The sequence below is a fragment of the Providencia sp. PROV205 genome (assembly GCF_028479505.1).
GTDB lineage: Bacteria > Pseudomonadota > Gammaproteobacteria > Enterobacterales > Enterobacteriaceae > Providencia > Providencia huaxiensis.
Window position 1 is genome coordinate 25,433 of the sequence record NZ_JAMPNU010000004.1, and the last position, 20,285, is coordinate 45,717.

Below are 20,285 nucleotides of genomic sequence, written 5' to 3' on the forward strand. Positions count from 1 at the left end.
AATAAAATACCTAGTTTTTCTCTTTAGGTAATTTAAGCACTTCCATAATTTTCAACTTTTGCGATGAGAAAGTACCGTAAAAAATATGTTCGCCAATGAGGGTAATCGGTGCCACACGCACACCAGTCCTAGCTTTGGCCTCAGCCATAACTTGTGGATCAGTAAGGTCCCTTTCTTCAAAAGGAAATTGTTCTCTAGCTAGCCATTCTTTGAGTAATTTGCAGTCAGGACAAGCTGGTGTGGTGTAAATCAGAATACCGGGCTTTGATGGGAGTGTCATAGTGGCCGCCTTACAGTTCTAAAAATTGTCGCCAGACTCAGAAGAGCCTGGCTATCGAGTTGTTTATTAAGAGAGGCTATTTTTCATTGGTGCTTGAAAGCGTTTTAGGCGTAAAGCGTTACCTAATACGAAGACGCTGGAAAGTGCCATTGCCGCTGCTGCTAAAATAGGAGAAAGCAGAGTACCGTTAATTGGGTAGAGCAGACCCGCAGCGACAGGGATCAACAGTGCATTGTAAGCAAATGCCCAAAATAGGTTCTGTTTTATGTTACGGATAGTTGCTTGACTTAATGCAATTGCGTCAACAACACCGCGTAGGTCTCCAGACATCAGTACAACATCTGCCGCTTCGATAGCAACATCGGTTCCTGTACCGATTGCTAATCCCACATCAGCTTCTGCAAGTGCGGGGGCATCATTGATACCATCACCAACAAATGCGACTTTATTACCATTGATTCGGAACTGTTTTAGTGCTGCAACTTTACCATCAGGTAATACTTCGGCTGCAATTTCATCTATTCCAAGCTGTTTAGCGATAGCAGCGGCAGTTGCTGCGTTATCACCAGTAATCATCGCAACTTTCAAGCCTAAAGCGTGTAGTGCGTTAATTGCTTCTGGGGTTGTTTCTTTAATTGGATCAGCGACAGCGATAATTGCCGCTAAACATCCATCAATAGCTGCGTACAGAGGACTTTTTCCTTGTTCTCCTAGGCGTTGAGCTGATTGTTGGAAGTGACTGACATCCAAACCGAGTTGCTTCATAAAGCGATCTGCACCGACAGAAACCGTATGACTCCCCACTTTTGCTGAGATACCAAATCCAGGGATGGCTTCAAACTTTTCAATCGCTGCTAATGGTAAACCTTTCTCATTGGCTGCATTCACAATCGCTTCTGCAATTGGGTGCTCAGAGCGTGTTTCAATCGCGGCAACTAAGGATAAAACTTCATCATATTCAAAGCCATCGGCAGGGATCAAGTCAGTCAGTTCTGGGCGGCCTTTCGTCAATGTTCCTGTTTTATCGAGTGCGACAACAGTGACATCACGTAGAGCTTGCAATGCTTCTCCTTTGCGAAATAGCACGCCTAATTCAGCTGCACGCCCAGTTCCGACCATGATGGATGTCGGTGTTGCAAGGCCCATTGCACATGGACATGCGATGATTAATACGGCAACAGCGTTAATCAGTGCAAAGGTTAAAGCAGGATCTGGGCCAAAAATGAGCCAAATGAAGAATGTGATCACTGCCCCCGCCATAACAGCAGGAACAAACCACATAGTGACCTTATCCACTAACGCTTGGATAGGTAATTTTGACCCTTGTGCTTCTTCAACTAAACGAATAATTTGGGCTAATACGGTATTCGAACCTGTTTTCGTTACTCGGAAACTAAATGCACCGATTTTATTTATTGTGCCGCCAACAACTTCAGAGCCAATGTCTTTGGATACAGGGATTGGTTCTCCCGTGATCATACTCTCATCGACATAGGAAGTACCTTCAATGACTTCGCCATCGACAGGAATTTTCTCACCTGGACGCACGAAAACAATATCGTTGGCGATTACTTGATCCAGAGGGATCTCAAGCATTTTGCCGTCACGCTCCACTCGAGCTGTTTTAGCTTGTAACCCGACAAGACGTTTAATTGCTTGAGATGTTTTTCCTTTTGCGCGAGCTTCTAATGTACGACCCAGCAGAATTAAGGTCACGATAACGACCGCGGCTTCAAAGTACACATTTGCCGTGCCAGCTGGGAGGACCTGCGGTATAAAGGTTGCGACTACAGAGTACCCATAAGCTGCCGCAGTACCTACCGCAACAAGTGAGTTCATGTCTGGAGCTGCACGTAATAGCGCTGGAACACCTTTTTGGAAGAAACGTAAACCAGGACCGAATAGAACGATGGTGGCTAATACAAATTGGATATACCAATTGAGTTGCTGCCCAAGGTTTTCAGATACCCAGTGGTGGATCCCTGGAATAAAATGTGAACCCATTTCGATTATAAATACGGGTAATGTAAAAATTGCAGCAGTGAATAAAGCACGGCGCAGTGAACGCTCTTCATTTTCACGACGCTCATTGGCTTGGTCATTTGCATTGGTCGTGGTGTCTGACAACCTGCGAGGCTTATAGCCTGCTTGAACTATCGCCGCTTCTAGATCTTCGATAGCCACAGCTCCAGATAAATGGCGAATACGGGCGCGCTCAGTGGCTAAGTTAACATTTGCCTCAAGCACTCCAGGTATTTGTGATAATGCTTTTTCAACGCGGCCGACACAAGATGCACAAGTCATCTCTTCAATTGCCAATTCGGTTGTTTCTTCACGAACTTTATAACCTGAACTCTCTATTGCTCGGACTGCAGCATCAGGGTCAACATGACCTTTAAAAGTAATGTCTGCACGTTCTGTTGCTAAGTTCACTATAGCAGTATCAATATTTATGACGGCTTTTAATGCTTTTTCAACACGACCGACACAGGATGCACAAGTCATGCCTTCTACTGGCAAACTCAGCCTGTTGGCGGAGGTGTTAGATATATTTGTTGTCATGGATTTTACCCTCTAGGATGGCTTTATTGGATAAAGTCTAAGCTTTACCTTAAGGGTAAGGTCAAGTGTTTTTTATTATTATCGATATTGATAATAACATTTTTTATTTCATTGTTTTGTAAGGTGTTTTCTTTTTTTAGATTAAGCCACTCACTAAACTATTGGTGTTTAGTGAGTGGCGAGACTGAATTAAATATGTTTTAGAGTGATTTTTTGGACGTTAACTGCCGTATTGCCATATAAAAGACAGGGGTGAGTAATAAACCGAAGAAGGTGACACCTAGCATCCCAAAGAAAACTGCTATTCCTACCGCTTGTCTCATTTCTGAGCCAGCTCCCGTCGCTAATACGAGAGGAATAACTCCGGCTATGAAAGCGAAAGATGTCATTAATATAGGGCGTAGCCTTAAGTGTGAAGCTTCTAAGACAGCGGTTAGAGGGCTCTTTTCTTGTTTTTCTTGTGCTATTGCAAACTCAACAATCAAAATAGCATTTTTCGCGGCAAGGCCCACTAAAACAATGAAAGCGATCTGCGTGAAAATATTATTATCTCCACCGAGTAACCAGACCCCTGTAATTGCAGAAAGTAGAGCCATTGGCGCTATTAATAATACTGAGAATGGTAACGACCAACTGTTATATTGAGCGGCTAATATTAAGAAGGCAAATAATACCGCCAATGGGAAAATATAAAGTGCTGAGTTACCCGCCAATTGTTCTTGATAGGTTAAATCAGTCCATTCAAAACCCATCCCTTCAGGTAATGTTTCACGTAAGATTTTTTCCATTGCATCAGTTGCTTGGCCGGAGGTATAGCCCGGTGCAGCATTTCCAGTGATATCAACGGAAGGATAACCATTATAGTGGATCACGCGATCAGGACCATTTGTACGAGTAATAGTGACCAAAGTACTTAAGGGGATCATTTCGTCATGTTTATTACGAACCTTGATCAGTTCAATATCTTTGGGATCCGTTCTAAATGGTGCATCCGCTTGAACAATTACACGGTAAGTTCGACCAAAACGGTTGAAATCATTGACGTAGAGAGAACCCAAATTAATTTGTAAAGCATCAAAAATGTCAGTCAATGCGACACCTTGAGACTTGGCTTTTTCACGATCAATATCGACATCTATTTGTGGGGAGTTGGTCTGAAAACTTGCCATCATTCCTGTTAATTCTGGTGATTGCATAGCCTTCATAAGAACTTGTTCTTGAACTTGAGCTAATGCTTCAAAGCTTAGGTCAGCTCTATCTTCTATTTGTACTTTAAAACCACCCATTGAACCGAGCCCAGGTACCGGAGGAGGGGGAAATATACCAACAAATCCGTCAGGTATTTGGCTGAATTTTCCCATTAATCGTTCAGCTATTGCATCTGCAGACAAAGAGGGGTCATCGCGCTCATCAAAAGGTTTGAGCATGGCAAACATAAGGGCGGAGTTAGGTAAATTCACTGGTCCATTTACAGATAGCCCCGGAAAAGCGACTACATTCTCAACCCCCGGTTCCATTAAGGCAAGGCGTGACATTTCTTTTACAACAGCTTCTGTTCTATCGAGAGAAGAACCTGGGGGGAGTTGAGCAACACCAATCAAATAATATTTATCTTGTGCGGGGACAAAGCCATTCGGTACGGCTTTGAAGCCCATCGCTGTTAATCCAACAAAACCCAGATATAGCACTAATATAATTAAGCTTCCGCGAATACAACGGCGTACGAGTTGAACGTACTTGTTAGATAATGCATTGAAAAATAAATTAAACTTTGCGAAGAAACGGCTGAATATTGCATTGATAGCACGAGTCAGCCAGTCTAATTTAGCACTACCGTCATGTGGTTTGAGTAAAATTGCACTTAGAGCAGGAGATAATGTCAGTGAGTTAATAGCTGAAATAATCGTTGAAATAACAATAGTTAATGAAAACTGGCGATAGAACTCACCTTGTAACCCAGATAAAAAAGCGGTAGGGATAAAAACAGCGGCTAGAACCGAGGTTATAGCGAGAATGGGGCCTGTCACCTCGTCCATCGCTTTAAATGCGGCTTCTTTTGGGGCCAAGCCATTTGCAATATGCCTTTCAACATTTTCAACAACGACAATTGCATCATCTACAACGATCCCTATTGAGATAACTAAACCAAATAGAGATAGAGTATTTAGAGAAAAACCAAATAGGTACATAAAGGCGAATGTACCGATTAACGAGACAGGTACAGCAACCAATGGAATAATCGAGGCTCGCCAGCTTTGTAAAAATAAAACAACAACAAGGACGACGAGTATAGTGGCTTCAAGTAGAGTAATGACAACAGACTTCAACGATGCACTAACAAATACTGTAGGATCATAGGCGATTTTATAATCAATCCCGTCGATGAAATGAGTCTGTAAGCGCGCCATGGTTTCTCTAACGGATTCGGCAACGTCTAATGCATTCGCTCCAGGGTTCATGACAATTTGCAACCCAACGGCATTTTGCCCATTCAATAAGCTACGTAGTGAATAATTATCGGCCCCTAACTCTAGTCTGGCGATATCTTTTAAATAAGTCGCTTGGCCATCTTTTCCAGAGTGAACAATAATATTGCCGAATTGTTCCTCGGTCGTTAGTCTCCCAAGAGCATTTATACTGACTTGAAAGGAGGACATTGAGTTCGGTTGTTGCCCGATAGAGCCTGTAGCAACTTGAATATTTTGTTCTTGAATCGCAGTAACGACATCATTTGCAGTGAGCCCTAATGAAGCTATTTTTGTTGGGTCGATCCATGCGCGCATTGCATATTCACCTTCTCCCCACACTAATGCGCTGGCTATACCGGGTAATCTTGCAATTTCATCACGCACATTAAGTAATGCATAGTTAGAAACAAATAGGGGGTCGTAGACATTATTTGGTGAGTACATGTGAACGACCATGAGTACATCTGGTGAAGTCTTCTCGGTAGTCACTCCTATTTGCTGTACTTCTTGAGGTAAACGAGGGATCACACGTGATACCAAATTTTGTACTTGGATTTGAGCAATATCAGGGTCAACATCTTGTCTAAAGGAAATGGTGAGAACCATCTTGCCATCGGTAGACATTTGTGAACTCATATAGAGCATACCTTCGACACCATTTACGGCTTGCTCGATAGGAGAGGCAACAGTGTCAGCAATGACCTTTGGGGTGGCTCCAGGGTAACTTGCAATAACCTGTACTGTCGGTGGTGTTACCGATGGATACTCGCTAAGAGGGAGCTTATAAAAGCTTAATATGCCTGCTATTAATATAAATATCGATAAAACCATAGCGAAAATAGGGCGCTGTATAAAGAAGTGGGGAAACTTCATCATTGTTTCTCCTCAGCTTCATTTGTCGTGATTTGCCCGCTATTATAATCAGGCATGACTTCCATACCGGGTCTTACAAGACCTTTAATAATAATTTTCTCACCAGCAGATAAACCGTGATGAATGACTCTGAGACCATCAACCATGGAGCCTAATTCTACGGGGCGATATTCTGCTTTATTATTTTTATCAAGAACGAGAACATAATTTTGTCCTTGATTAGACCCAATGGCTTGGTCATCAATTAAAATAGAAGGTGTTTTTTCTCCAATAGGAAGCTGTGCACGAATAAAAGCACCGGGTATCAACTTGCCATCTTTATTTGCAATAACAGCTCTAGCTTTTACAGTGCCAGTCGTTCGTTCAATTTGGTTACCAATAAAATTAAGATGGCCAGTATATGGTGTGCTTTTTTCATTTGGCAATTGTATGACCACAGGAGGTAAAGTGGTATCACGATTGTTTACCGTTGATGATTGTAAATTCGTGAGCTTATGAAAAGTGGCTTCATCAATATCAAAATAAGCATATATTGGGTCAATAGACACGATAGTTGTTAAAGGGGTAGCTTCGTTTGTATCCCCCCTGTCACTAAGTTGCCTTCAGTAATAAATGCTCGATCAACCCGTCCCGTAATCGGTGAACTAATTTGGGTATAAGATAAATTTAATTTTGCAAATTCTACGGCGGCTTTGCTGGATCTCACTTGTGCATTATTTGCTGTGAGCAGAGAAAGGGCATCGTCATAATCTTTACGGGAAACAGCCCCTTTATCGACTAACCTCTTTAAACGTTGGTAATTTCTCTTCGCTTGTGCGGCTAGAGCCTCTGCTTGGCTTAATTTTCCTTCAGCCTCGAGTAGCGCGATCTGAAAGGGGTGGGGATCGATTTTAAAGAGTAAATCACCTTTTTTAACTAATTGTCCTTCTGGAATTTCCACAGAATTAATGCGCCCACCAACGCGAGGACGCAAATCAACAATTCTTGGGGATGCTAAATAACCTGTAAATTCAGAAGATGGAATAATTTCACGTTGAATAACTTCTGCTACAGGCACTTTTGGAAGCATTGTGGAATTAGCGGTTTCTGATTGATTATCTCTCTTTGTATCTTGTGCGATGGCTAGGCCACTTATATTCATAGCCACAATAAATGTGGCATATATTCCGATTACCATTTTCATAATAAACCTTACCTAATTAATTGATTTAATTGTTAGCTTAAATTTTTAATAAAAAATGTTTTTGCAGGGTAAAGGTTACAGTAGTTGTAAGGTCAACATATTTAATGAAATAAGAACATGGTGAAAGGTTAAAAATTAGATAACATTAATTTTTAGTTAATACATTAATGGTTGAATGGCTTTTTTATTAAATTTAATTGTAATGCTTAAAATTAAAATAAACTATTGACCTTGTATCTTCTTTAAGGTTTTTAATAACTATTATCAAATTAAATACATAATTGAATAAGGATTAACAATGAAAAACATGACTATGCTGTTAGTTTTAAGTTTAATGAGCTACCAAGCTTTAGCTTCAAACAATAAAGTTGATTCTCTATTAGCAGAAAATACGGTGGTTGAAAGTCCTTCCTCAGAAGGAGCTAATAAAAAAATATTGGATTCAATAGGGGATGCGAGTTTATCCTCAGTCGAAATGCAAGCTAAGAAAAAGGCTAAAGAATTAGGTGCGAGCCGTTATAAAATGATTGGAACAAGCGGTGAAACGCGACTTCGAGGGCATGTAACATTTTATCAATAAAACCAATCGTTTTATTAAGGATGAAAGCGATGAGTCATCACACCATTAAAGAGTATGTAATACAGGATATTATTTTGTGGATAAAAATGAATGTTGATAAGCCACTGAAAATCGAAGAAATCTCTAGTCGTTCGGGTTATTCGAAGTGGTATTTCCAGCGTGTTTTTAAAGATACGATTGGTGTTAGTTTAGGGCAGTATTTGTTGATTAGTCGATTATTAAAAGTATCTGAAGATTTGAAAGGAACGGATGATAAAATTATTGATATTGCTTTTAGATATGGTTTTGATAGCCAACAAGAACTGACCCGTGCGTTTAAGAAAAAATTAAAAATAACACCAGCGAAATATAGGAGAGAAAAGATACTAAGGTATTATGTATAATTTAATGAATACAGTTTAATAAAATAGTCATAGAATCAGTCACTCAGTTGACTAATTCTAGACTTAGTCACATAAAGACGGGATAACTATCTCTTGACCTTGCAATGATGGTAAGGCTTACCATCGTTTAAAACTTGAAATTATCTGTGATTTTTAGGTAGTAAATGATGAAAATAGGTGAAATATCAAAGCTTTTTAATATTCCAAGAGAAACCCTCCGTTTCTATGAAAAAGAGGGGCTAATGACGCCACCTAATAGAAATGATAACAATTATAGAAGCTATAGTGAAAATCATATTAAACGACTAAGATTTATAAAAAATTGTCGTAGTCTTAATATGTCACATAGAGAAATAAAGAAATTATTAGACTTAGTTGATAATAATAGTGATGATTGCCAACTAGTTGAAGCAGTAATTAAAACCCATTTAATTAGTGTCCAAAAAAGCATAGAGAAATTAGTAAATTTAGAGCGAGAACTCATTATTTTGCAAGACCATAGCGATGAAATAAACTCTCGTCATAAATGTGGGATCATAAAAAATTTATTATCAGAAAAATTTTAATATAGCCGATTTATAAGGATAGCGAGGAAGGCTACCCTTATAAATATATAGCTATAGCGCTTTCAACATGCGAATTTCACAGTCACTATGGCCAGTATTACCCAGTGGCTCATCAATAAATTCAAAACCTAATTTTTCATACAGCTTAATGGCCGCTTGGAGCTCTTTGGTTGTCTCTAAATAGCAGCGGGTATAGCCCTGTTGTTTAGCAAACGACAGTGACATTTGTACGATTTGCTTCGCTAGGCCTTTGCCTCTGAGTACAGAAGATAGGTACATTTTTTGTAGCTCAGCTGTTTGGCTATCACCACCTGCGACTTGCGAAACACCGCCACCGCCAACAATTTCGCCATCCATTTCCACCACCCAGTAAGCACTGCGCGGTTTGCTATAAACTTCAAATAAGGTATCTAAGATAGGGTCTGCAACGGCAAATCCTTTGTCTGCGGTTAAGCCATGTTCAGCAGAAACTTCGCGGATCACTGCGGCAATGCCTGCGTTATCTTGTTGTTCGATAAGACGAATTTTGTAGTTTTGTGTTGTCATGTGAAACTCTTGATTATTATTGTGTACAACTCAGTGTAGAGAGAACCAGAAGGGAACTTCAATCTGAGAACTGCGAACGCAGTCATTTGATGATACTCGAATAAAAAGCCCTTATCAACGAATCGATAAGGGCTTAAAAATGATGAGTTACTTAATAATTATAAAGAGGCGATAGTCACTTTTTGCGCTTCAATTTTAGCTTTTGCTTCAATATTAGCAGTTAAGCGTTCACGCTCTTTTTCAACAACGGCAGCAGGCGCGCGGCTCACAAAACCTTCGTTAGCGAGCTTGCTTTCAATGGTTTCGATTTCTTTCACCACTTTTTCCAGCTCTTTATCTAAACGAGCCAGTTCTGCGTCTTTATCGACTAAGCCAGCCATTGGGATCAGCAGCTCTGCACCGCCAACGAGTTTAGTGACGGAAACCGGTGCTTCTTCACCATCAGCCAGTACGCGGATGCTTTCTAAACGTGCCATTGATTTGATAAAGCTTTGGTTTTCTTCGATACGACGTTTCGCATCAGCAGAAGCACCACGCAGCATCACATCCAGTGGCTTACCTGGAGAAATGTTCATTTCCGCACGAATATTACGGACAGCAATAATGGCTTCTTTGATCCACTCAAGGTCACTCAGCGCAAGTTCATCCACTTTAGCCGCATCGAACTCAGGGAACGCTTGCAACATAATGGTATCGGCATCAATGCCTTTAACCACTTTCACACGCTGCCAGATGGTTTCAGTGATAAACGGAATGATTGGGTGAGCAAGGCGCAGTAAACCTTCTAGCACTTCAATCAGGGTGAAACGCGCTGCACGGACTTGCGCTTCGTTACCTTTATGAACAGCAGGCTTAGATAGCTCTAAGTACCAGTCACAGAATTCATTCCATGTGAAATCATATAAAATACCCGCTGCGATATCATAACGGTGAGTATCTAACGCTTCACGGTAAGCTTTCACGGTCTGATTAAATTGCGCCATGATCCAGCGGTCAGCCAATGAGAAGCTCATTTCGCCACCGTTTTGACCGCAGTCTTGGCCTTCCGTATTCATCAGAACGAAACGGCTCGCATTCCATAATTTATTACAGAAGTTACGGTAGCCTGACAGACGTTTCATATCCCAGTTAATATCACGGCCTGTTGATGCGAGTGCTGCTAAAGTAAAGCGCAGAGCATCAGTACCGTGGGCTTCGATCCCTTCTGGATACTCTTTACGGGTACGTTTAGCAATTTTCTCAGCCAGTTGTGGCTGCATCATGTTGCCAGTACGTTTTTCAAGTAAGTCTTCCAGAGAAATACCGTCAATCATATCCAGTGGGTCGATAACGTTCCCTTTGGATTTCGACATTTTTTGGCCTTCTTCGTCACGGATCAGGCCTGTCATGTAGACGGTTTTAAATGGCACTTGTGGCTCACCGTTTTCATCTTTGATGAAATGCATGGTCATCATGATCATACGGGCGATCCAGAAGAAAATAATATCGAAACCACTGACCAATACATCGGTTGGATGGAAAGTTTTCAGTGCATCGGTATTTTCTGGCCAGCCTAGGGTAGAGAATGTCCACAGACCGGAAGAGAACCAGGTATCCAGTACGTCATCATCTTGGCGCAGAGCGATATCCGCATTTAGATTGTTTTCACGACGAACTTCGTCTTCATCGCGACCCACATAGACATTGCCTTTTTCGTCATACCATGCAGGGATGCGATGACCCCACCACAGTTGGCGAGAAATACACCAGTCTTGAATATCACGCATCCAAGAGAAATACATGTTTTCATATTGGCGTGGAACGAATTGAATACGGCCATCTTCAACAGCTTTAATGGCATCACGCGCTAAAGGTTCGGTACGTACATACCATTGGTCGGTCAGCATTGGTTCAATAACCACGCCGCCACGGTCACCGTAAGGCACAGTTAAGTCATGTGGTTTAACTTCAACCAGCAGGCCAAGTTGTTCGAACTCTGCCACGATAGCTTTACGAGCCGCAAAACGTTCCATACCGCGGTAAGCTTCTGGGATTTCACAGCTATATGCGGTAGATGGGTTACCGTTAGTATCGAAAACTTCCGCTTCATTACGGACGTTACCGTCTAAGTCCATCATGTTAATCATGGTTAACTGATGGCGTTTACCGACTTCATAGTCATTAAAGTCATGAGCAGGGGTGATTTTCACACAACCGGTGCCTTTTTCCATGTCGGCGTGTTCGTCACCCACAATTGGAATACGGCGATTGATAATTGGCAGAATAATTTCTTTGCCAATTAAATCTTTATAGCGTGGATCTTCCGGGTTAACTGCGACACCGGTATCCCCTAACATGGTTTCAGGGCGGGTAGTTGCGACCACTAAATAGTCTTTGCCTTCAGCGGTTTTTGCGCCATCAGCTAATGGATAACGCAGGTGCCACATAGAGCCTTTAACTTCACGGTTTTCAACTTCTAAGTCAGAAATTGCCGTGTGCAGTTTCGGGTCCCAGTTAACTAAGCGCTTACCACGATAAATTAAGTTTTCTTTGTAAAGGCGAACGAACGCTTCTTTAACGGCTTTAGATAAGCCTTCATCCATAGTGAAACGTTCACGTTCCCAATCAACAGAGTCGCCTAAACGACGCATTTGTTGTGAAATGGTACCGCCAGATTCCGCTTTCCATTCCCAGATTTTGTCAATGAATGCATCGCGGCCGTAGTCGTGGCGGTTTTTACCTTCTTCTGCTGCGATTTTACGCTCAACGACCATCTGAGTTGCGATACCCGCATGGTCTGTCCCCGTTTGCCATAAGGTGTTTTTACCTTGCATACGTTGGTAGCGGATCATGGTATCCATGATGGTTTGCTGGAAGGCGTGACCCATGTGCAGGCTACCAGTGACATTCGGTGGTGGAATGACGACGCAGAAGCTGTCTTGGGTGGTATCCCCATTAGGTTTAAAATAACCGCTTTTCTCCCAGTGAGCATACAGAGATTGCTCAATCTCAGCGGGGTTATACGTTTTATCGAGCGAAGGCTCATTCATTGGGCTATCTGGTTTCTTTTCCATTGTCTTTTTGTATTCAGTAAGTTGGCGGCGCCGCCATAGTCAAATTGAAGCCGACGCTACGGTAAGTTTTATACCGTTCACGCGCCAACTGTTTTAAAGTTTCATCAATAGGTACGAAGTCTACCACTTCATGGAAAGCCGTGGCAAAATCTGCGAATTGATTTTGTAAATTAATCAGAACATCACGAGGAGTATTTCCCCGTTTAGCTGGCCAACAAATTTCAATCGGAGCACCATAACGTGGCCCTTCACCTGCCAGATTATGCGGGACAAACTGGTGCGGGTCGCGTTGCCACAGGGCTTCATCAATTTTTTCAGCTTGTTGCTGTGTTTCGCAAGCAATTAAAACCCGTTTTCCACTGCGCCATAGCTGAGCCGCAAGCTCACAAGCTAACAATTCGTGGCCATCGAGTTCTGATGACGGCGAGGGAAGTTCAAGTTGATAGAATATTGCTTTTTTCATATACCCGTCTATACCCGTCATACTTCAATCTGTAGGGGTGTTGGCTACACGTTTTCACCTTAGTCACATACTTTTGTATGCTCCCAAGGTCTCAACCGCTTGCCGCCTACCTACAAACTGAATTATTTAGGGTATAGCGTAAATAGCTGCCCTTCAATTTGCAGGGTTGTTGGTTATGTTCTTTTGGTGACTGAAAGCCAGATTATTTCTATGCTGAATTATAACCTTTTTTATAGCTGGCTCAAAATGGCTTTCTTGGGACATCAAAAACCAAAAAATAATATCCCGAATCGCTATTGCTCATCGGGATATTTTTACGAGTGATATACAGCTAAATCACTAAATGGGATTAATCATCACCATTAAGGCCGGCACGGTTCAATAAGAACTGTGCGAGCATAGAAACAGGGCGACCAGTTGCCCCTTTCGCTGCGCCAGAACGCCAAGCAGTCCCTGCGATATCAAGGTGTGCCCAGTTATATTTCGTGGCAAAGCGAGATAGGAAACAGCCTGCAGTGATAGCCCCCGCAGGACGACCACCTGTATTGGCTAAATCCGCAAAGTTCGGTGTGATTTGGTCAAAATATTCATCGGCTAATGGTAAACGCCATGCACGGTCACCCGCTTGCTCAGATGCATTTAACAGTTCGTGAGCCAGTGGGTTATGGTTTGACATCAAACCGGTGTAGTGGCTACCTAATGCAATCACGCAAGCCCCTGTTAAGGTTGCGATATCGATAACCAGCTCAGGCTCAAAACGTTCAATATAGGTGAGAGCATCACACAGAACTAAACGGCCTTCGGCATCGGTATTGAGGACTTCAACGGTTTGCCCTGACATCGTCGTTAGGATGTCACCCGGACGATAAGCGCGACCGCCTGGCATGTTTTCACAGCCAGCTAATACCCCAATCACATTGATTGGCAGTTGCAACTCAGTGATAAAGCGCATGACGCCATATACACTTGCGGCACCACACATATCGTATTTCATTTCATCCATGCCTTCGGATGGCTTGATTGAAATACCGCCAGAGTCAAAGGTTAGACCTTTACCAAGTAAAACGATTGGCTTACTTTCAGGGTCTGAACTGCCTTTATATTCCATGATGGACATTAGCGATTCATTTTGTGAACCTTGACCCACCGCGAGATAGGCGTTCATTCCTAACTCTTTCATTTGCTCTTCACCAATGACTCGAGTGGTGAGTTTGCTGTCTGAAATATCTGCTAATTGACGTGCTTGGGACGCTAAATAACCTGCATTACAGATGTTTGGCGGCATATTACTTAAATCTTTCGCTGCTTTAACCCCAGATGCAATAGCTAATCCGTGAGAAATAGCACGCTCACCACTGGTTAATTCACGGCGTGTTGGTACATTGAATACCAGTTTACGCAGTGGGCGGCGATGTTCTGTTTTATTACTTTTCAGTTGATCAAACACATACAGCGATTCTTTCGCTGTTTCGACAGCTTGACGAACTTTCCAGTAGTTATTGCGGCCTTTGACATGTAATTCAGTTAAGAAACAGACAGCTTCCATTGAGCCCGTTTCATTCAACGTACTGATTGTTTTCTGAATAATTTGTTTAAATTGGCGCTCATCTAATTCGCGTTCTTTACCACAGCCGATAAGTAGAATGCGTTCAGACAGAACGTTGGGTACATGATGGAGTAGCAGGGATTGCCCCACTTTACCCTCAAGTTCGCCGCGGCGCAGCAGGGCGCTGATATATCCGTCACTTATTTTGTCCAGCTGTTCAGCAATTGGGGACAGACGGCGTGGTTCAAAGACTCCGACAACAATACACGCACTGCGTTGTTTTTCCGGGCTACCACTTTTTACACTAAACTCCATGCGTTCTCCTGAATCTTAAAGACAAAGGCCGATGCTCCCGCTAAAATTAGCGTTTCGCATGATCTACCTCATAGAGAATGAACTCTTTATGTTAAACTAACCATCTATACGCGAAATAGCTCACGTTGTATGCTGTTAATTGCGATACACCATGAAGTATGGCGGGTATATCTGGTTTCTCGAATATTAAGCATGTTCTGATATTTCTATCAGTACAGAGAATGCTTTTATATCATTGTAGCCATACAATAAACTAGAGTATATGTTAGTAAATGGCAGACATCGAACGAACTTAGCCATTTTCTTCCCAAAAGACAAGTTTTCACAGGCGTAATAAGCGTGATCATTATTAGATATTTGGTACGGGAAACCCTGAAAAGTCAGTTAGCCATACTTTTTGTATTGATGCTAATCTTTTTTAGTCAGAAGTCGATAGATATTCTTGGCGCAGCGGTTCAGGGTAACATTCCTTCAAACTTAGTACTTCCTTTGCTGGGGTTAGGTGTGCCTGAAATGGCGCAGCTTATCTTGCCTTTGAGCCTATTCCTTGGGCTTTTGATGACTTACAGTAAACTTTATACTGAAAGTGAAATCACGGTAATGCACGCCTGCGGTTTAGGCAAAAGTGTTTTAGTGAAAGCCGCGTTAGTCCTTGCGGTGATTACCGCGATGGTCGCAGTTGCTAACATTACATGGATGCTGCCATGGTCATCTCAATATCAAGAGCAAGTATTGGCGGATGCGAAAGCGAACCCTGGGCTAGCAGCCATGGTGGAAGGGCAATTTAAAACCACTAAAGATGGCAACTATGTGCTGTATATCGGTGATGTAAAAGGGAATAACTTCAAGAACGTTTTTCTTGCTCAGTTACGTGCTGCAAATGAACAACGACCTTCTGTTGTGGTAGCTGATAGCGGCTATATGAAAGAAGACCCTGATGGCCGTCAAGTCGTTGTTCTAAATGAAGGAACTCGTTATGAAGGAACAGCGCTACTGCGCGATTTTCGCATAACGGACTTTGTTAATTACCAAGCCATTGTTGATCACCAAACTGCAGAAACGCGTAGTGACCGAGTCGAGCAAAAGAATATGTTGCAACTGTGGTCTGAAAATACGCCTGAAGTAAACGCGGAGTTCCATTGGCGTTTAACGATTGTTTTCTCTGTTGTTGTCATGGCTTTGATGGTTGTGCCGTTAAGCGAGGTTAACCCACGTCAGGGGCGGGTGTTGAGTATGCTTCCTGCGATGCTGCTGTACCTTATTTTCTTTCTATTACAGAGCACATTGCGGAATAGTGCCGATAAAGGCGACCTCGACCCAAGGTATACCATGTGGGCGGTAAATGTGGGGTATTTGATATTAGCGATAGTTTTAAATGCGTGGAATACTGTCCCAATGCGCCGTATGCGTCTTAAATTGAGTAAAGGGGTTGCCTGATGTTTGGTGTTTTAGATAGGTATATCGGTCGAACCATCTTAAATTCGATTTTAGTGACGTTATTTCTGCTCGTTTCACTGGCAGGGATCATTAAATTTGTCGAGCAGCTTCGCAAAGTGGGCGATGGCGACTACACGGCATTGAGTGCAGGTGTATTCACCTTATTAACTGTCCCAAAAGATATTGATATTTTCTTCCCAATGGCGGCATTGTTGGGAGCACTAATGGGGTTAGGCGCACTGGCTTCACGTAGTGAGCTGGTGGTTATGCAAGCTTCCGGCTTTACCCGTTTACAAATTGCATTATCGGTGATGAAAACGGCTGTTCCATTGGTCATTGTTGCGATGTTTATCGGTGAGTGGATTGCGCCTGCGGGAGAGCAGTGGGCAAGAAACTATCGTGCAGAAAAAATTGTGGGTAACTCATTAGTGGTGACAGATGAGGGGATGTGGGCAAAAGATGCCAATGACTTTATCCATATTCAGCGGATTAATAATGCGACCTCGATTCAAGATGTATCGGTTTATCGCTTTGATGATCAACGTAAGTTGAAGTCAGTTATGTTTGCCGCAAATGGCGAATACGACTCAACAAATCAACTTTGGGTGTTATCTCAAGTGGATGAGTCAATTTTAAGTAGTGAGAAAAAAATCACAGGTTCACAGCGACTAACAGTAGATTGGAAAACTAATCTGACCCCAGAAAAACTGGGAATAGTTTCACTGAATGCTGACTCGCTATCCATTCGCGGCTTGTATCAATATGTCTCGTATTTAAAAGAGAGTGGCCAAGTGGCTGCTGTTTATGAGCTTAGTATGTGGAAAAAAATACTCGCGCCATTATCCGCAGCCGTCATGATGCTAATGGCAGTTTCATTTATTTTTGGGCCACTGCGTACCGTTCCTATGGGTGTTCGTGTTATTTCAGGTATCGTGGGGGGGTTCCTCTTCTACGTACTTAACCAAGGGTTTGGTAACTGGAGTTTAGTCTATTCGGTTCCCCCTATCATTGCTGCTGTTTTACCGAGCCTGCTATTTTTGATAGTGAGTATTGTTTTGCTAGTTAAGCGAAAATAACGGTAGGCCAATGAAAAATAAAAAACGGTAGTAAATTGAAAATCTACCGTTTTTTTTAGCCAAACAGTGCGTAACCTAGAGCGCTGATATAGGTTAATAACCCAGTTTGTGGTTGGAATAACTTTTTCCTGGCGATAGACATATTTGCTGGGTTATCAATAATAGCTAAAATATTTTCGCCACTGCGATTGGCCAGTTGTTGAGCAAGAGAAAACATTCCCCCGCATAGGCTATTATGGGCTTTGAATTTAAAAGCTTTCTGACATTTTTCACGATAAATTCGCCTCTCTTCTTGCCGATAAGCTCGGATAGCCTGTATTTCAAAATCGCCTAAATACTTACTGGAAAATAGAGGGCTAATTGATTTATTTTCTATGTGTTGTGGATGTTTAATTTTATGGTTTTTAATGTCATTTAAGATGCTCGCCAATCCTGATTGACTTGTTTTATGGGCCAGAGTGGGATGGCTGCTGGGTGATATAGCGTAATTTTTAGTTCTCATTTTAGCTTTGCAGTTGTGGATAAAGTAGCTAAAAGATTACCGAGAAGATTAGAGAATTGATTTTAAAAATGGATAGTAAATTTATTAAAAACAGCCTGAATATCTCAGGCTGTTCAGACTGCAGCCAAACATATAATGTTTGGCTGCAAGTCGAATAGGTTTTTAAAATAAACTAGGAAAATCAAATTATTGATTTTCGGCTGATAACACAAAGTGGGAAAAACCACGCTTTTATCCCGCTTTGTCAACAACCTCAACAGCCTCAACAGCCTGAATATCTCAGGCTGTTGTCGCAATTAACGTGATAACACGGGTAAATCCACGTTTTAAGGTTGGGGTGTAACTCGCCATTGCTTGTAACGCTTCGGCGGTACTCCTTCAATGTTTCCCATACGCATGGTTAGTAGACAATGAAGCGACTAGTTCGTTAACGCCAATCGTTAATTTACTGAATTTACTGTTATCTTTTCGGGTCATTACCACAAATACCCCAATGTTTTGCTGTGGGATCATCGCCATATAGGTATTAAACCCACCGCCACCACCGGTTTTCTGATAAATTCCCGGAGTGCCATTTTTAGGTTTCATATACACCCACCCAAGGCCGAGTCCATCAGCATGGCCTGCAACATCCATCCCTTTAATTTCTAAAAGCTTTTCACGTGGGAAATAGATACCTTGTTCACGGGCTGCGGTGACTTTTCTTAAGTTACTGTCTGTCGATAAAAATTGTTGCATCCATTTTTGCATATCTGCAGGGGTAGAATACACGCCACCACTGCCTGCTGCTGCGAGTGTGTTATGGCAAGGGCTGGGTTTCGTTCCTTCCATTAAGCGGGCACATTGAGCATTATTTGGCGTGTAAGTGGTATTTGTCATCTTAGCCGGAGAAGTCACGTAATGGCTAAATAACTGTGGGTATGAGTGCCCTGACGCTTTAACCATCGCATCAGCGAGTAAATCATATGCAAGGTTGGAGTAGGAAGCTTCTGTACCCGGTGTTGCATCTAACTTGCCAGTTTTTAGCCATGTCCAGCGGTTATCTTGAGTTGGCCAAATAAAAACAGGACGTCCCCATTTCCCACCGGGTTGTTCACGAGGTAACCCACTGGTATGGCTTGCTAAATGATATAAGCGAATAGGTTGCCCACTGGCATTATCAGGAACATTAACACCGTGGTAGGCGTACTGTTGCAACGGATCAGTAATTAACAGTTTCTTATCTTGCTCGAGCTTAATTAATATTTCGCTTGTCATTAATTTTGTAATTGATGCAATGCGAATTAATGAATTTGGGCCCGGTTTTTTACCATTACCCGGTGCAGTTTCACCATAATAGCGCGATAGCGCCTGATTATTATCGATAACAATAATCGCCATGCCTCGCGCATCACTTTCATTAAAAATGCGATTAGCATATAAATCGACAATCTTAGCGACGCGCTCGTAAGTCCTTCTATCTCCCTCAAAAACCTGCCAGTCAGAGGATTCAACATCATTACTTTGCAGAAATTTTGGTGCTTTTTCTGTCTTACTTGAACATGCCATTAACACTAAAGATAATGCGGATACAGACAGAACTTTTAGAAATGATTTCTTCATGTTGGAAGCCAGCCGATATGATTGTTTGCAAATAGCTTTTCAGCCAATATTATTTTTTCTTAGCGAAAATCTTCATGACGACACCAATTAAGATGCCAATAAAGATACCTGTTGCTATCCACCCAACAAAACCCATGATTAAACCTTAAATATTGACATTAGATTGCAGATAAACTAACAAAAATAATGACCTGCCGCCAGTCAGAGAGCCTCGCGATAAGAAAAATAATTTGGGAAAAGTTAACATACTCATTAATAGATATATAAACAAAAGAAGCTTTCCCTGTGATTTTATCAAATCTAATGAATATGCTTTTTTTTTAATCGAACAAACAACATCTTCACGAATAAGTGTTGCCAGTAGGCATAAGGCAAGTATAATGACAGCGTTTTCCAAGAAACACATCACTTCGTGCCGGAGTGGCGGAATTGGTAGACGCAGTTGATTCAAAATCAACCGCCTTCGGGTGTGCCGGTTCGAGTCCGGCCTTCGGCACCATAAGAACATCAAGAGACGTCAACCGACGTCTTTTTTTGTATCTGAAATCCAGTGTTTGCAAGGCTTTCCCCTCGTTTTCAGTCAATGCATGTCAATCTAACTCAACCCACATCAACCTCTGAGTGAGTATACATCTGAGTATATACGTCGCTTCGATAATGAATGTATACTCATTTTACCTCGTATTACCGATGATAGCGCAATGCAGGTACAGCCTGTGGCGTAGGTACATAGTTGGTTATGTCACTCAAAATTATCGACTGTAATCTGAGATATCTCGTTTATATACTCACTTTGGGGTGAAGAGGACAAAGAATATGGCATTACCTTAGTTTTTGCTAATTTTGATAT

At 42.0% G+C, this 20,285-nt stretch carries 16 protein-coding genes and 1 tRNA gene; 6 read left to right on the forward strand and 11 right to left on the reverse strand.

Annotated features, from left to right (window positions below; translation table 11 throughout):
• Positions 1-10 precede the first annotated feature (10 nt).
• The 5 genes from PR800_RS03950 to PR800_RS03970 all read right to left on the reverse strand — a co-directional run bounded on the left by PR800_RS03950 (position 11) and on the right by PR800_RS03970 (position 7,366).
• On the reverse strand, positions 11-280 hold the full coding sequence (locus PR800_RS03950) for a glutaredoxin family protein (protein WP_195697845.1): 270 nt from the start codon (positions 278-280) through the stop codon (positions 11-13).
• A gap of 66 nt (positions 281-346) precedes the next feature.
• Complete coding sequence (locus tag PR800_RS03955) at positions 347-2,842, reverse strand: heavy metal translocating P-type ATPase (RefSeq protein WP_272530256.1); 2,496 nt, start codon at positions 2,840-2,842, stop codon at positions 347-349.
• Positions 2,843-3,042: 200 nt separating this feature from the next.
• Complete coding sequence (locus PR800_RS03960; protein ID WP_231068284.1) at positions 3,043-6,183, reverse strand: efflux RND transporter permease subunit; 3,141 nt, start codon at positions 6,181-6,183, stop codon at positions 3,043-3,045.
• Positions 6,183-6,731 (reverse strand): efflux RND transporter periplasmic adaptor subunit, encoded by a 549-nt coding sequence (locus PR800_RS03965; RefSeq protein WP_272530257.1) that lies wholly within the window; start codon positions 6,729-6,731, stop codon positions 6,183-6,185. Before PR800_RS03965 ends, PR800_RS03960 begins: the two co-directional genes overlap by 1 nt.
• 8 nt (positions 6,732-6,739) lie before the next feature.
• Complete coding sequence (locus PR800_RS03970; RefSeq protein ID WP_272530259.1) at positions 6,740-7,366, reverse strand: efflux RND transporter periplasmic adaptor subunit; 627 nt, start codon at positions 7,364-7,366, stop codon at positions 6,740-6,742.
• A 298-nt stretch (positions 7,367-7,664) separates the two neighbouring features.
• Here PR800_RS03970 and PR800_RS03975 point away from each other — a divergent pair, with 298 nt between their 5' ends.
• From PR800_RS03975 to PR800_RS03985, 3 genes are all read left to right on the forward strand, one after another.
• Complete coding sequence (locus tag PR800_RS03975) at positions 7,665-7,946, forward strand: DUF1471 domain-containing protein (protein WP_272530260.1); 282 nt, start codon at positions 7,665-7,667, stop codon at positions 7,944-7,946.
• 29 nt (positions 7,947-7,975) lie between these two features.
• Positions 7,976-8,329, forward strand: a complete 354-nt coding sequence (locus tag PR800_RS03980) for a helix-turn-helix domain-containing protein (RefSeq protein ID WP_195697841.1) — start codon at positions 7,976-7,978, stop codon at positions 8,327-8,329.
• A gap of 164 nt (positions 8,330-8,493) precedes the next feature.
• On the forward strand, positions 8,494-8,895 hold the full coding sequence (locus tag PR800_RS03985) for a MerR family transcriptional regulator (RefSeq protein ID WP_229597490.1): 402 nt from the start codon (positions 8,494-8,496) through the stop codon (positions 8,893-8,895).
• Between the two features lie 51 nt (positions 8,896-8,946).
• On the opposite strand, the gene PR800_RS03990 is transcribed toward PR800_RS03985, so the two are convergent.
• The 4 genes from PR800_RS03990 to pepA all read right to left on the reverse strand — a co-directional run bounded on the left by PR800_RS03990 (position 8,947) and on the right by pepA (position 14,818).
• Positions 8,947-9,441 (reverse strand): GNAT family N-acetyltransferase, encoded by a 495-nt coding sequence (locus PR800_RS03990; RefSeq protein ID WP_272530262.1) that lies wholly within the window; start codon positions 9,439-9,441, stop codon positions 8,947-8,949.
• A 158-nt stretch (positions 9,442-9,599) separates the two neighbouring features.
• On the reverse strand, positions 9,600-12,470 hold the full coding sequence (locus PR800_RS03995) for a valine--tRNA ligase (protein WP_181490177.1): 2,871 nt from the start codon (positions 12,468-12,470) through the stop codon (positions 9,600-9,602).
• A 37-nt stretch (positions 12,471-12,507) separates the two neighbouring features.
• Positions 12,508-12,957, reverse strand: a complete 450-nt coding sequence (locus PR800_RS04000; RefSeq protein ID WP_102138261.1) for a DNA polymerase III subunit chi — start codon at positions 12,955-12,957, stop codon at positions 12,508-12,510.
• A 349-nt stretch (positions 12,958-13,306) separates the two neighbouring features.
• Positions 13,307-14,818 (reverse strand): leucyl aminopeptidase, encoded by a 1,512-nt coding sequence (pepA, locus tag PR800_RS04005; protein WP_102138169.1) that lies wholly within the window; start codon positions 14,816-14,818, stop codon positions 13,307-13,309.
• A gap of 339 nt (positions 14,819-15,157) precedes the next feature.
• Here pepA and lptF point away from each other — a divergent pair, with 339 nt between their 5' ends.
• Both lptF and lptG read left to right on the forward strand, forming a co-directional pair.
• Positions 15,158-16,255 (forward strand): LPS export ABC transporter permease LptF, encoded by a 1,098-nt coding sequence (lptF, locus tag PR800_RS04010; RefSeq protein ID WP_102138168.1) that lies wholly within the window; start codon positions 15,158-15,160, stop codon positions 16,253-16,255.
• Positions 16,255-17,331 carry an LPS export ABC transporter permease LptG gene (gene lptG, locus PR800_RS04015; protein ID WP_166264052.1) on the forward strand — a complete coding sequence of 359 codons (1,077 nt, stop codon included), beginning with the start codon at positions 16,255-16,257 and terminating at the stop codon, positions 17,329-17,331. The genes lptF and lptG overlap by 1 nt, the downstream gene beginning before the upstream one ends.
• A 55-nt stretch (positions 17,332-17,386) precedes the next feature.
• Here the strand turns inward: lptG and PR800_RS04020 are convergent, their stop codons facing one another.
• Both PR800_RS04020 and ampH read right to left on the reverse strand, forming a co-directional pair.
• Positions 17,387-17,833, reverse strand: a complete 447-nt coding sequence (locus tag PR800_RS04020; RefSeq protein ID WP_210848279.1) for a hypothetical protein — start codon at positions 17,831-17,833, stop codon at positions 17,387-17,389.
• A 378-nt stretch (positions 17,834-18,211) separates the two neighbouring features.
• Positions 18,212-19,435 (reverse strand): D-alanyl-D-alanine-carboxypeptidase/endopeptidase AmpH, encoded by a 1,224-nt coding sequence (ampH, locus tag PR800_RS04025; RefSeq protein ID WP_102138165.1) that lies wholly within the window; start codon positions 19,433-19,435, stop codon positions 18,212-18,214.
• Between the two features lie 414 nt (positions 19,436-19,849).
• Between ampH and PR800_RS04030 the strand changes: the two genes are divergently transcribed.
• Positions 19,850-19,934: transfer RNA gene (locus PR800_RS04030), tRNA-Leu, on the forward strand.
• Positions 19,935-20,285: the final 351 nt, after the last annotated feature.